The 13,243-nt window shown below is 67.9% G+C and carries 11 protein-coding genes, 1 tRNA gene and 3 pseudogenes; 9 read left to right on the forward strand and 6 right to left on the reverse strand.

What is annotated here, in order from left to right:
* The first annotated feature begins 298 nt into the window (after positions 1-298).
* Positions 299-374 (forward strand) — tRNA-Ala (locus ACZ518_RS38995).
* 929 nt (positions 375-1,303) lie between these two features.
* Here the strand turns inward: ACZ518_RS38995 and ACZ518_RS39000 are convergent.
* On the reverse strand, positions 1,304-1,843 hold the full coding sequence (locus tag ACZ518_RS39000; RefSeq protein ID WP_469117775.1) for a hypothetical protein: 540 nt from the start codon (positions 1,841-1,843) through the stop codon (positions 1,304-1,306).
* 329 nt (positions 1,844-2,172) lie between these two features.
* Here ACZ518_RS39000 and ACZ518_RS39005 point away from each other — a divergent pair, with 329 nt between their 5' ends.
* The 3 genes and pseudogenes from ACZ518_RS39005 to ACZ518_RS39015 form a co-directional block, all read left to right on the forward strand.
* Complete coding sequence (locus tag ACZ518_RS39005) at positions 2,173-3,363, forward strand: IS110 family RNA-guided transposase (protein WP_469117776.1); 1,191 nt, start codon at positions 2,173-2,175, stop codon at positions 3,361-3,363.
* 98 nt (positions 3,364-3,461) lie between these two features.
* A complete protein-coding gene (locus ACZ518_RS39010; protein WP_469117777.1) occupies positions 3,462-3,884 on the forward strand; it encodes a hypothetical protein in 423 nt (140 codons plus the stop codon).
* Positions 3,885-4,126: 242 nt separating this feature from the next.
* Positions 4,127-5,156: pseudogene (locus tag ACZ518_RS39015) on the forward strand (IS110 family RNA-guided transposase); the annotation flags it as partial.
* Positions 5,157-5,239: 83 nt separating this feature from the next.
* Here ACZ518_RS39015 and ACZ518_RS39020 read toward each other — a convergent pair.
* Together ACZ518_RS39020 and ACZ518_RS39025 are read right to left on the reverse strand one after the other, a co-directional pair.
* Positions 5,240-5,581 (reverse strand): hypothetical protein, encoded by a 342-nt coding sequence (locus ACZ518_RS39020; protein ID WP_469117785.1) that lies wholly within the window; start codon positions 5,579-5,581, stop codon positions 5,240-5,242.
* A gap of 101 nt (positions 5,582-5,682) precedes the next feature.
* A pseudogene (locus ACZ518_RS39025) lies at positions 5,683-6,222 on the reverse strand (SGNH/GDSL hydrolase family protein); the annotation flags it as partial.
* A gap of 304 nt (positions 6,223-6,526) precedes the next feature.
* Here ACZ518_RS39025 and ACZ518_RS39030 point away from each other — a divergent pair.
* From ACZ518_RS39030 to ACZ518_RS39045, 4 genes are all read left to right on the forward strand, one after another.
* Entirely contained in the window at positions 6,527-8,695 is a 2,169-nt protein-coding gene (locus ACZ518_RS39030; RefSeq protein WP_469117778.1) for a DUF3289 family protein, read from the forward strand.
* 64 nt (positions 8,696-8,759) lie between these two features.
* Complete coding sequence (locus ACZ518_RS39035; RefSeq protein ID WP_469117779.1) at positions 8,760-9,281, forward strand: hypothetical protein; 522 nt, start codon at positions 8,760-8,762, stop codon at positions 9,279-9,281.
* A gap of 267 nt (positions 9,282-9,548) precedes the next feature.
* Positions 9,549-10,274 carry a dienelactone hydrolase family protein gene (locus ACZ518_RS39040; protein ID WP_469117780.1) on the forward strand — a complete coding sequence of 242 codons (726 nt, stop codon included), beginning with the start codon at positions 9,549-9,551 and terminating at the stop codon, positions 10,272-10,274.
* 229 nt (positions 10,275-10,503) lie between these two features.
* Complete coding sequence (locus ACZ518_RS39045) at positions 10,504-10,878, forward strand: hypothetical protein (RefSeq protein WP_469117781.1); 375 nt, start codon at positions 10,504-10,506, stop codon at positions 10,876-10,878.
* A gap of 34 nt (positions 10,879-10,912) precedes the next feature.
* Here the strand turns inward: ACZ518_RS39045 and ACZ518_RS39050 are convergent.
* Positions 10,913-11,421 (reverse strand): annotated as a pseudogene (locus ACZ518_RS39050) (ATP-binding protein); the annotation flags it as partial.
* 65 nt (positions 11,422-11,486) lie between these two features.
* On the opposite strand from ACZ518_RS39050, the gene ACZ518_RS39055 reads away from it, so the two are divergent.
* A complete protein-coding gene (locus tag ACZ518_RS39055) occupies positions 11,487-12,050 on the forward strand; it encodes a GNAT family N-acetyltransferase (RefSeq protein ID WP_469117782.1) in 564 nt (187 codons plus the stop codon).
* 400 nt (positions 12,051-12,450) lie between these two features.
* Here the strand turns inward: ACZ518_RS39055 and ACZ518_RS39060 are convergent, their stop codons facing one another.
* Complete coding sequence (locus ACZ518_RS39060) at positions 12,451-12,885, reverse strand: YdeI/OmpD-associated family protein (protein WP_469117783.1); 435 nt, start codon at positions 12,883-12,885, stop codon at positions 12,451-12,453.
* A 153-nt stretch (positions 12,886-13,038) separates the two neighbouring features.
* A partial coding sequence (locus ACZ518_RS39065) for a VOC family protein (protein ID WP_469117784.1) occupies positions 13,039-13,243 on the reverse strand: 205 nt, incomplete at its 5' end.

The raw sequence follows: 13,243 nt of genomic DNA on the forward strand, positions 1-13,243 counted from the left end.
CCCGCGGAGCGGGTACCTGAGCGCTGCGCGCTCAGGAGAGACCGGCCTCCGCTGCGCTCGGCCGGGCGCCTTCGGCGCCTGCTCCTCCGCTGCGCTCCGGAGCAGTGAGCCGCTTCGCTTCGCTCAGCGGGAGGGCGCTTCGCTCAGCGGGAGGGCGCTTCGCGCCCTCAGGGCCGGCCCTTCGGTCCGGGTCCTGCGCTTCGCTCCGGACAGGTGGAGTCCTTCCGGCTTCGCCTCCAGGACCAGGACCCGCTACGCGGGCCCCGTCAGCAGCAACGTAGGCTGTACAGGCCGCGGCGGGGACGGTAGCGCAGAGGTCGACGCGCCCTCTCGGCGGGAGGGGATGACGCCGGTTCGAATCCGGTCCGCCCCCGCCGCGGACCTGACCCCCCGTCAGAGTCACAGCCTGCGCGCCCGATAGGAGTCCGTCCCCTACCGGCCCTCCGGCTTCCCCTCCAGGCCCTGGGCCCGCTTCGCAGGCCCAGCTGGCATCAGATCACGCGCGGTGGAGGTCGTTACTCCACTCACTCGGATGCATGCAGTCCCAGATGTCCCCAGTCCGCTCCTTCCCGAGGGAGATCGGACGGGTCAAAAGGACGTCACCCGCCCTCTGCACCCGAACGAACACCCCAAGCTCCGCTGATACCACACCCCCATCAGGGGAATACCTGTGCTCGAAACCATGCACATCGTTGTACTCCCCCAGCCACTGCTCAACCACGGAAGGAACCCGCCCGACGAGGGGCATACCAGCCGCCTTCCCCTGCGGCCCCCTCAACGCATCCACAGCCACCGCCGCGAGCCTGCCCGTATCCGTCCCGTAAAGCGTCGCACCCAGCCCAGGGAACAAATCCCCGGTATCCACAACCCAGTCGCCAGGCTCGGCCGGCTACGGGGGCCGGCCACTCAGCAACCAAGCTGCTTCAGCCAGCGGCATCCCGAACTCCAGCCCACCAACACCGACCAACGGCTCATACACCCACTCACCACGGTCCTCCTCCCCCTTCACTTCCCAAGCCACCATTCACACCCCCAACAGCCAAGCACCACTACCTGCACCACTCGACCCACCACACCACCACAGACCGCCGACAGCCGCGGGAGGCAGGCAGAAGGCAGAAGGCAGAAGGCGAAGCATCCATCACGCCACACCATCAGACCACGATCCCAGGTGATTCAATCCAGAGACCGGATAAACTCAGGAATCTGCACGAGGCACCCACACCTGGACTGAGTTCGGTAGCTGTCCTGTCTCAACGAACTTTGGCCGTTCTCAGCGAAGATTGACCACCGAGCAGGTTCATCACTCTTCTGCGGCAAGCACCTCTTTGGCGTGGACCGCGAAGGCTTCGCAGGCATGCTCCGCAGCCTCACCTCGGGCGAGCATGTCGGGCTTATCGGCAGCGAAGAAGATCTCTCGTGTCTTCACCTGTATCTCAGCGGCCTGCTCGGCAAGCTGCTGCGCCTGCGGGCCACGCGCGACGAGGCGGAGCCGGTGAACGCTGCTTCGGACCTCGGCGTAGAGCCGGTACGACTCGGACCGGGTTGCGAGCATCGCCTCGGAGTCGGGTGCTGCATGCAGGCTTGTCCACCGGCCGTACTGTGCCTGCCGATAGTCCTCCGCCAAAGCAATGAAGTCGGCACAGGCATCGAGGAGACGCTGGTGGCTTCGCTCGCGGTCAACACGGGCCGCGGACCGGAATGCAATCTTCTCTTGGTAGCGGTGTGCGACGACAGCACCCAGCAGTGTTCCGATGACGGCGATGGCGGCCGCGATGATCCCTGACACAACGACCAGCCCATCATCTGGCAGCGCGCACCGGATAGAGCGCGAATCGGCCACCGCCCGCGCCCCCGACCACTGCCCCTTGTGCCCCTCTGGTACTCCGCTGATCCGGGATCCGCGAAGGAGTCGGCCAAAGTTCGATGAGATCGGTCAAGGTTCCCTACGTTGTCTGCGGGACAGGGCGAGCCCTTCGTATGGTTCTCCCACCCAGGGGCGTCGGGCGTGGCTTTCAAAGTTCTGCCGCTTGTGGCAACCACCGATTGGCCACCCGACGCCCCACGACGACTCGGCTGCCAATTAGGAATTGCGATGATCGCTCCGTAGGGAATCGACAGCGAGGTCGTCCGTCGGGAGGCACCCAGCACGCCCCACCGCACGGAGGCACCATGGCCACGATCTGGGCCGGCATCGACGCAGGCAAGACCCACCACCACTGCGTTGCGATCGACGAGAGCGGCCGTCGGCTGCTGTCCCGGCGCGTCGCCAATGACGAGCCCGAACTCCTCGAACTCCTCACCGACGTCCTGGCCCTGGGCGACGAGGTGACCTGGGGCATCGACCTGGCCGACGGCGGAGCCGCCCTGGCCATCACGGTCCTCCTCAACCACGACCAGCAGGTCCACTACATCTCCGGACGGGCCATCCACCGCGCCTCCGAGAGCTACCGAGGCGAGGGTAAGACCGACGCCAAGGACGCCGCCGTCATCGCCGACCAGGTCCGCATCCGCCGTGACCTGAACCCCTTACGCGCCGGCGAAGAAGCCGTCATCGACCTCAAGATCCTCACCGGCCGGCGCATAGACCTGGTCGCCGACCGCACCCGCACCGTCAACCGGCTCCGGGCTCAGCTGACCGGCATCTTCCCCGGCCTGGAACGGGTCCTGGACCTCACCAACAAGGGCCCGCTGACCCTGCTGACCGGCTACCAGGCTCCCGCGGCCATCCGTCGGCTCGGTGCCAAGCGTCTGGAGACCTGGCTGCGGAACCGCAGGGTTCTCCGCGCCGATCAGCTCGCCGAGGCCGCGGTCGAGGCCGCCGAACGTCAGCACACCAGCTTGCCCGGCGAGAAGCTGACCGCCCAGATGGTGCACACCCTGGCGAAGGAGGTGATAGCCCTGAACGAGCAGGTCGCCGAGCTCGACAAGCTCATCGAGGCCCGGTTTCGCGATCACCGACACTTCGAGGTGATCACCAGCATGCCCGGCCTCGGCATCATCCTCGGCGCCGAGTTCCTGGCCGCCACCGGCGGCGACATGGCCGTCTTCGGCACCCCCGACCGTCTCGCCGCCTTCGGCGGCGTCGCCCCGGTCCCGCGCGACTCCGGCAAGATCAGCGGCAACCTGCGGCGCCCGCAACGGTACAACCGCCGGCTCCAGCGCGTGCTCTACACCTCCGCGCTGTTCAGCATCCGACGGTCCGAGGAATCCCGCCGGTTCTACGACCGGAAACGCGCCGAGGGCAAGCGCCACACTCAGGCCGTCCTCGCCCTCGCTCGCCGACGTGTCAACGTCCTCTGGGCCCTCCTCCGCGACGGACGGAGTTACGAGGCCATGCCACCGGAGCCAGTCATGGCATGACGCCTGTGCTACCGCTCTGTGATCCCGGCCAACCCAGTCGCCAGGCCTTGAATGCTTGAGGCAGGATCAGGCAGGTCGACGTAGGAGGGGACGCATCAATGATCACCGCCACCCAAGGAATGAAGATCATTTCGTCGTGCCCAACCTGTGGTGGCGTGCTGGTCCGCGACGTCGGGCAGTTCATCGAACGGGGACAGCTCCGCTGGGGCATCGAAGGAGGGTGCCAAGCCTGCGCCGACGGGTGGTGCGAGATGGGGGCCGGTCCCGCTCCCGAAGAGATCAGGCAGGCACTGCTGGCCCAGCATGGGTCTGCTCGGCTTCGCCTTGCAACTGAGACCAATCTCGTTCCCGTGTTGCGCGCCCTGCGCGAGATGCGCCACCTGTCACTGGACGAGGCCCGGCTGACGGCCGCAGAGCTGAGTGGAGCGGGCCTGGTGGGCACGTCCGTGGAAATGGCGCATCTGGCAGAAGGGCTTCGCAAGCGGTCCGTCTCCACGACCCTCATTCCGTCGCCCGCCTGACCGCCCGCGAAGCACGCAGGCGGGTTGACAGACAGCATTAGGAATCGGTGAGACAGGACAGTAGCCAAGCGGGCACACAGACCCCAGCCCCACACGCACGCCATGCCAGCTACCCGAGAAACGACACCAACCTGCACCAAATAACCGCCACGCTCCTCCAAATCAGCCAAGCTCAACACCCCGCCACCCGGCGAACGCCCCTGCCGCCGACCCATGAAGAATCCGCGACGCCTATCAGGTAGTGGGCGGTGGACATCAACCACGGCGGGGCATCCCTGCTGATCGGTCTTCTGATCAACCATGATCAGCCGATGGTCTATCTCACCGGCCTGGCCGTGCACCGTGCCTCGGCGGCCTACCGCGGTCAGGGAAAGACGGACGCCAAGGACGCCTTCGTCATCGCGGACCAGGCCCGCATGCGGCGTGACCTCGGAGTCCTGCGGCCAGGCGATGAGATAGCCGTTGACCTGCGGATTCTGACCACTCGCCGTACCGATCTTGTCAACGACCGGACCCGGCAGATCAACCGCCTGCGCGCCCAGCTCCTGGAGATCTTCCCGGCCCTGGAGCGCACGCTGGACCTGACGAACCAGGGTCCGATCCTGCTGCTGACCGGTTATCAGACGCCGGCGGCGATACGCCGGTCGGGGGCCAAACGCATCGAGGCCTGGCTGAAGAACCGCAAGGTCAGGGGCGCCGCCTCGATCGCCCAGACAGCCCTCGAAGCCGCCCAGGCCCAACAGACTGCCCTTTCCGGCGAGAAGCTGGCTGCGGCGATGTTCGCTCGCCTCGCGAAGGGGATCCCTCGTGCTGAACGAGGAGATCGCAGAGCTGGACACGCCCATCGAGGCTCGGTTCAACGACCACCCGCACGCGACCGTGATCCGCAGCATGCCCGGCATGGGCCCCACCCTCGGCGCCGAGTTCATCGCCGCGACCGGCGGCGACCTCGACGTCTTCGGAACCGCCGACCGGCTCGCCACCTTTGCCGGCCTGGCCCCGGTGCCACGGGACTCCGGCCGCGTCAGCGGCAACATGCGCCGGCCCCACCGCTACCACCGCGGGCTCCTCAGGGCCTTCTACATGTCCGCCATGGCCAGCATCAGATTCTGCTCGGCCTCGCGCACCTACTACGACCGCAAGCGCGCCGAGGGCAAGAACCACAAGCAAGCCGTGCTCTCCCTCGCACGTCGCCGAGCCAACGTCCTCTGGGCCATGATTCGTGACGGATCGCTCTACCATCCGTCACAACCAGTCATGGCCTCGGCCTGACAACGACATTGGGAAGTTTCTGACCGCTCCAGTGGCAGTCGTTGTGGCCTGGCTGAACGAAGGACAGGCATACGCCCAGTAGGTCAGCTTGGGCAGCGGCAATCGGGTGAATTGACCGCCGCAGTCCCGCTGGGGCCGCCCCACGATGATTCCGCAGTGCAGGCTTTCCCTGGACTGCCGCAGGTGGTGGAGTTGTTGATGGCGGGTGTGAACCAGCCCGACCACTTCCCGGCCGCGTAATCGCCGTCGTTCTCGTAGATCTTGTTGTCACTGCCGATCGCGAACACCCGGTTCACCGACCCCGTGCCCGCACTGGTGACCTCCTTGAACTGCGAGGCCCCCTGGTTGCTCCAGCCGCTCCACCTGCCCGCCGCGAAATCACCCTCGGTGTTGAACAGATCCCCGTTCGGCGCGATCCGCTGCAAGTGCACCGTGTTCTTGAGCCGTGGCTGGTCCGGCTGAGCCGGGCCGCCGGTGAACCAGTGTGCCGAGTAGGCCTCGTCGAGGGGGTGAAGAAGGCCTGGGCCAGTTGGGCGTATCCGGCGTCGTTGGGGTGCAGACCGTCGGACATCTGCGCGGGATGGGTGGCGTCCGCCCGGGTGGTCGGCGTCAGCGCGGGTGCGTCGACGAATCGGAAGCGGTTGCCGGCGTGCTGCTTCTCCTGTTCCAGTTGCTTCAGCCGCTGGTTGTACTGTGCTACGGGCTGGGACAGGTCCTGATAGTTCCAACCGGGAGTCGTCGGAATGAGACCTTCCATGATGATGGTGACTCCGGGCCGGGCCGCGAGGATCTGGTCGACGAGGGCAGATGCCTGGTCTGCGGCCTGCCCCGGGTCCGTACCCTGATTGAGATCGTTGATCCCGATGTGGAGCAGTACGACGTCGGGTTGTGCTGCCGCGAGCCAGCGGTTCGCGCCGGCACGTATGCGCTCGATGGTGTAGCCCGCGTGTCCCTCGTGTGCGGTGTCCGGCATCGCTCCGTGGTCCAGGGACCCGACGAAGTCGAGCGAGTAGCGGGCCCTCAGTCCGGGCTTCGGGGGGTTCCTCCTCATCGTGGTGCTCGCCATGGGACACCTCTCCCCCGGAGGACCACGTTGTAGGACTCGAAGGGCGGATTGCTCGGGAAGAGCACGTAGCCGCCGTTGGCCGCGAGCTGCTCCTTGGTCGCGAGGCTGGTGCCCAGGCAGAGCAGGAAATCATGCGGAACAGGGCTTACCCATCTCCCAAACGCCTCAATTTCGCCTCCACACACCTTGGGAACCATCCCCCAGGTCTGCTAGCTTCCCGTTCGATTCCGAACTGCCTTGACACAACGGCAGCTTCGAGAGAACAGGCATGTCTTCAGACATGGCTTCGGACATGGGAGGCCCCATGAACAGAAGCGCCGCCGTGCCCCTCGGCGCGGCCTTACTCCTTCTCCTCGGCACGGCCGTGCCCGCCGCCGCGGGAACCCCCGGCGACGGCGCGGCCACCGACGGGGCGACGCTCTACCACGACAACACGGTCGACGTCTCCTACCGCCAGGTCGCCCCCGGCGACGCGGCGTGGAGCCAGGTCCCGGCCGCCCTCCGCGGCAGAGCGACGGAGGGCTCGTACATCGCCCGGCTCCAGCTCGAGAACGTCTCAGATCACCCCGTCTCCAAATGGTCGCTGACCTTCGAGCTCTCTGACCGCATCACGGACACCTCCGCCGCGAAGCTCGCCGCTCCCCAGGACGCGCGCACGACGCTCCAGGGCGTCGGCCCCACGAACACCCTCCAGCCGGGCAGGATCGAGACCGTCTGGTACCGCGCCGAGCCCGGCGCCCAGGCCGATACCCCGACCTGGGCGTCCTTCGCCGAGCACGGCATCTCGCCGACGGAGGACACCGACGGCGACCGCCTCCCCGACGACCTGGAGGTGCGCGCCAAGCTCGACCCCAAGTCCCAGGACACCGACGGCGACGGCCTCTCCGACTTCGCCGAGCTCGGCTACCGGTTCAGCTCCCCGCTCAAGGCCGACACCGACGGTGACGGCGTCCAGGACGGCGCCGAGGACCCCGACAAGGACGGCCTCACGGCCGCCCGCGAGCTCGAGCTCCGCACCACGCCCACCCGCGCCGACACCGACCAGGACGGCCTCGCGGACGCCCGCGAGCTCGAGCTCGGCACGGAGCCCACCAAGGCCGACACCGACGGCGACGGCGTCCAGGACGGCGAGGAGACGAGGCTCAACGCCTCCCCCCGTGCCAAGAACTCCGCCTTCGACGTGACCCGCCGCGCGGACGGCGGCGCCACCGCCGCCGAGGCCACGCTCGAGGGCCTGCGCGCCGAGCAGGTCGGCGGCTTCCAGGTCACCGGGCTCCCTGCCGAGCAGCGGGAGTTCCCGGAGTCCACTCCGGGCTACCTCGGCAACGGCTTCCAGGTCTCCGCCCCCGCGGACGGCGCCGCAAGGCTTGCCTTCCGCCTCGACCCCGACCGTACGGAGGGCACCGCACCGGCCCTCTACCGTTACGACGAGAAGGCCCGCCACCTCGTCAAGGAGTCGGGCCAGCAGCGCAGCGGCAGCACGATCACGGCCACCGCCGGCGGCTCCGCCAAGTACGTCGTCCTGGACAGCCTCGCCTTCGACAAGGCAGGCCCCGAGGCCCCTGGCAAGCGCATCCTCTCCGACGGCCTCGACGACGGCGGAGACCCGGGTGACCCGGGCGACCCGCCCCCGACCGACATGCTGATCCACCAGTCGTCCTTCCGCGAGGGCCACCGCAAGGCCCCCGACCCCCAGAACCCGCCCGTCCCGGCCGACCCGCGCGTCGCCGACGACCTCACCTTCAACGACTACAACTTCGACGAACTCACCGACCTCAGCTGGGACTTCTGGGTCGCCCGCATCACGCCCGAGTCCTGGATGTGGGCCGAGTTCAACGACATCATGAACTTCGGCAAGCTCGGCGCCGACGCCGACAACGCCCAGTCCGTCGACGACCTCCGCAACGCCTTCCGCTACGGCCGCGACGGCCAGGGCGCGGGCACGGTCACCGTCGACGACAGCTTCGACCCCGGCCGCTACCTCTACCGCGGCTCCGGCACGGCCCTCTCCCGCGCCGTCGAAGCCTCACCGCAGGAGAAGACGTACACCGACAAGGCCGGCCAGATCATCAAGCAGTCCCTCATCGACAACAAGGGCCGCACCGATCAGCTCAAGGTCCAGGAGGACCTCACCAAGAACTTCCTCTTCCAGGAGTTCCTCCGCCAGGACGTGAAGTACCCGGTGTACGACTTCTCGCTCTGGGACGGCAACCAGCGCGCCCTCTCCATCGCGATCCACCAGTTCCACGGCCACACGATCGCGTTGAAGGACTACAAGGTCGAGGGCAACTCCTTCTCCGGCAAGCTCGTCTTCCACTCCTACGACCACTTCGGTCTCGATCCGGACGACGAGATCACGCAGTACGGCTTCATCGACTGGTTTACGCTCCAGCACTATGACCGGTTCGATGGGAAGTACCCCCCGCCGATCGCGCAGGCGGACGTCGAGATCCCCATCAGCGGCACGTTCTGACCTCGCCGGTCTGATGCCCCACAGGCGCTTGCCGGGCCGGGTCCTGGTCGTCACGCTGCTCGTCGTGACGGCTGGGTACCTGGCCTGGCGGGTCGCCGTCCTCGCGGGCCTGGAGGCCCACTTCGGCAGCGGCTTCGACGAGCAGCGCTTCAACCGGCTGCAGCAGGAGTACGACCGCCGCGAGGACGCCTTCGCCCGGGCCGACGCCCGGATGCGGACGCTGATCGCGGAACACCCCCGCGCCGAACGCATCGACTGGAGCCGGTACCGGACCTGCGTCCGCGAGCCAGGACGCCCCTCCGACACGTGTACGACGACGCCCCCGCTCGACCAGAAGGTGTACGACGCCCTCTGGGGCGTCAGCGTGATCCTCTACCAGTCCAAGGACGAGGGCCGCACGTTCTACCGCTTCTACCACGAGGACCCCCCGCGCTACACGATCATGCGCGCCCCCGAGGACACAGCGGAGGAGGCCGAGGAGTACGCGGCCGCCCACGGCTTCCGCTCCACCCGCCCCCTCGGGCCCGGCTGGACGATCCTCGGCCCGATCGACGACATCGGCCGCGAGGAGAAGCAGTTCCCGTAGGAGGGCTCGCGGAACGCTTCCCCGGGAAGCAGCAGGCACGACAGGAGACCCCCACCCCCGTGAACATCACCGCCGACCGTGTCATCGCAGGCCCCGCGGACCGTGCCGGGCACGCCTGCCAGGGGCGGTCCACCTCATTGTGCCGCGGGAACCGGGGTTTGTGTCGGATCATGAGCCATCGCCGCATTTCAGAGGAACACCCGCGCTGTTCTGCCAGCGGCAGAACAGCGGCCCGACCGGACTCGACGATCACTACAGTCCAGTCGCATGACGACGATTACAACCCGCACGGTCGAGTACCCGGCCGACGGTGTGACGATGATCGGGCACCTCGCACTCCCGGCCGGCGTCGATCGCCGGCCCGCGGTGCTGCTCGGGCCGGAGGGCATGGGGCTCAGTGACGTCGAGCGCCGCCGGGCCGATGCTCTTGCCGAGCTGGGCTATGTAGCGCTGGCCTTCGACCTTCACGGCGGGCGCTATCTGGGTGACCCCGAGGAGATGCTGGCCCGTTGCCTGCCGCTGCTCGCTGATCCCGGCCGGATGCGGGCCATCGGCCACGCGGCGCTCGACGTGCTGCGCGCCGAACCGCGGACCGACCCCGACCGGATCGCCGCCGTCGGCTACGGCACCGGGGGCGCCATCGCGCTGGAACTCGGGCGCGACGGCGTCAACCTGCGGGCGATCGGGACAGTCAACGCAACTACCACGGGCCGACCGGGCGAGGCGGCACGCATCCGCTGCCCGGTGTGGGCCGGGGTCGGATCGGATGACCCGATCATGCCGCCCGCGCAACGGGACGCGTTCACCGCCGAGATGCAGGCCGCAGGCGTCGACTGGCGCCTCACGGTCTACGGCGGCGCCTTGCACGCCTTCCACCACCCGCCGGTCGACCACCTCGTGGTCCCCGGCGTTGGCTACCACCCACGGCACGCGCAACGGGCCTGGCACGACGTCGTCGACCTGCTCACCGAGTGCCTTCCCGTAACGGAATGATCTGGTCGACAACCGCGATCCCGGGCCGCGAACCAGGCCCGTCGACCACCACCGGCTCCGGTGGTCTCACCCTCGACGCGGTCACCGGCTGGCGGGACCGGCCTGCCGCCCGGGCCCGTGGGGAGGAGCAAGCAGCCGAACGAGATCAGGCGTCGGCGTACGGACGAACGTTCCCAGCTCTGGCCGCAGGCAGCGGCAGCACGATGCCCCGACCGGGGACACTCGCGCGATGAGCCACAGCACATCGTCTGAACCGATCGAGCGAGGGTGGGACGAGCCCTGGTATCGGGTCCGCATGGCGGACTTCCAGGCGTCGTTCCTGCCCAGCGACGGCGAGGACTTGGACGAGGTCTGCAACGTCGATGTCTTCGTGACTCTGAAGGATGGATCCCGTTGGACCGCGACCGTGTTCAGCGTCGCGGAAGTCGAGCGTCTGATGAAACTCTGGGCAGGGACCGAGGAGGCCCTCGGGGGCCGGTACTTCTGGGTCTCGGACGGCCTGATCGTCAGGGATCCCGGCATCGACAGCATGACCGGCGTGATCGCCGGACTGATCGAGAACGGCGAGTTCTCCGAGATCTTTCAGCGGGTGATCAACGACTGATCAAGTGCTCGGCCGCAGGAATCGACGTGGGTCGTCAGGCCACGTCGTTGTCCCGCTCAATGGCCTTGAGGCGGTTCTTGTGCCGGTAACCGGGGCCGTTGATGGAGATCACTTCGCAGTGGTGGAGGAGCCTGTCGAGGGTGGTGGTGGCGAGGATCTCGTCGCCGAACACCTGGCCCCATTCGCTGAAGGTCTTGTTCAGGTCAGGATGATCGAGCCCTTCTCGTAGCGCTTGGAAATGGCCTCGAAGACCAGGTTCGCTTCCGCGCGTCGACGACGAGGACGCCGGGCCGCAGGTAGGTGGCCAGCCTGTTCGTCAGCCGTCCGGAGGTCTCGGCGGCTTTGAGGTTGCGGACCGTGTCGTCGAGGCTGGTGAAGTAGATCGAGTGGCCGGCCCGGCAGGCCCCGACCGCGAGAGCGACCGCGATGTGCGTCTTGCCGAACCCCGGGCGGCCCGAGCAAGGCGGCGTTCGCTTTGCCGTCGACGAACGAGAGGGTGGCGAGGTCCTTGACCTTGCGCGGGTCGAGGCCGGGCTGGAAGGAGCCGGGGAACGGTGTCCGGGAAAAGCCGTTGGACGGCCCTGCCTGCCTTGGGCATGATCCATTCAGTGGACACCTACCTGGCGACCGAGCGCCTGACCCTGCGCCGTTTCACTGCCGACGACGCGGACCTTCTCATCGAGCTGGACAGCGACCCGGCGGTGATGCGCTACCTGTCCGGGGGCGATGCGACCGCTCCGGAGATCGTCCGCGAACGCCAGCTGCCGTACATCATCGCCGGTTACGAGAAGTGGCACGGCGATCTCGGCCTGTTCGCCGCGCACGAGAGGGACGGTGGGGCGTTCATCGGCTGGTTCTGTCTGCGTCCCGAGCCGGAGGGCCCGCAGGACGAGGTCGAACTCGGCTACCGGCTGCGGCAGGCGTCCTGGGGCAGAGGTTATGCCACCGAAGGCTCGCGGGCTCTGCTGCACAAGGGGTTCACCGGGCTCGGTGTGCGTATGGTCTGGGCTGAGACGATGGCCGTGAACCTCAGTTCGCGCAACGTGATGGAGAAGCTCGCGATGAGGCTCGCGGACACCATCCCCACTCCTCCCGATATGGAGATGATCGAGGGTTCCGAGCACGGGGGTGTGCGGTACGAGATCACCAAGGAGCAGTGGGAGCAGCGTTGACCTTCTCCCCGGCGCGAACGCCGGGGAGTCTTCCATCTGTCGGTAGCCACCCTCGCTGGGCAGCTACCAGCTCCGGTCCGGTTCCTGCGACTCGAATGCCCATCCCGGCCCAGCCTGTCCACAGCCGTGATCGGCCGGACAAGTCCCTAGAGCGGCTGGTCGTGCACGAGCCGAGGCCCTTGCAGCGAGCGCCGCTCACCAGATGGGTCAACGGCGAAGGCGAACTTCACGGAGTGCGCGGTGCTGAGCAGCGTGTCGCCCGGCCAGTATTTGGTCACGGGTCCCAGCGCGAACTCAAGGGCCTGGAACCGTAGGTCGTGGTTTTTGGGTTTTTCGGTTTTCGGGTTTTGGCATGGGAACAGTGGATTTTGGGGAATGGCTGTTGGAGTCTTTTCCGGGTTCAGTCCCGCAGGGTGGCGATGGCCTTTTCGATACGCCGCCGGCGGGTCTCGGGCTTCTTCGCGCTCTCGATGGCGCGCACGTGTTCACGCTTGCGGCTGTCTGGGAGGTTGTCGAAGGCGGCGCGGGCGGCCGGGGTGTCGTCGAGTGCTCGGGCGAAGTCCACGGGTTCCACGACGACGCGCGGCTCGGTGTCGAGCTCCAGGTCGACCTCGGCCTCGTCGCCTGTCGCGATGCCGGCGGCCTGCCGGTTGGCGTTGCTGAGGCCGAGCAGGTGGCGGCCGCGCAGGATGGCGACGCGGCTCTGCCAGGAATGCCCGTTGACGGTGATCCTCACCGGCGGGCGCGCGCCCCCGCCGAGGGCCTCGACCAGCTCGGGCGGAACCTCCAGGCCCCGCATGGGCTCGGGCGGCTCGACCAGGGTGCGGAACTTCATGGTCTTCGGCCTTTCTCCTGTTCGTCCTGCCGGTTCACCGGGGGTCCCGCCCGGCCGGAGACACAGATCGCGGCTGCTCCGCGTAGGGCTGGTCGGTTCCTGGGCGTCCTGACCTACGGACGGCCACATGGCCCGGTCCATGTCCCGGGCCAGTTATGCGGCGACTTCCCAGGCGAAGCCGTCCGGGTCGGTGAACGTGCCGGTGGTGCCGCCGAGGACGATGCGGTGCGAGCCGGTGCCGTCGACGGGGACGCCGAGGTCCTTGGCCAGGGCGCGGCGCTTGTAGAGGGCCAGCTTGACGGGGCCGGCGGTGCCGGGGGCGAACTCGGTGTACTTGCCGCCGAAGCTCTTGGCCACG

The sequence above is a fragment of the Streptomyces sp. NPDC033966 genome, from assembly GCF_055575955.1.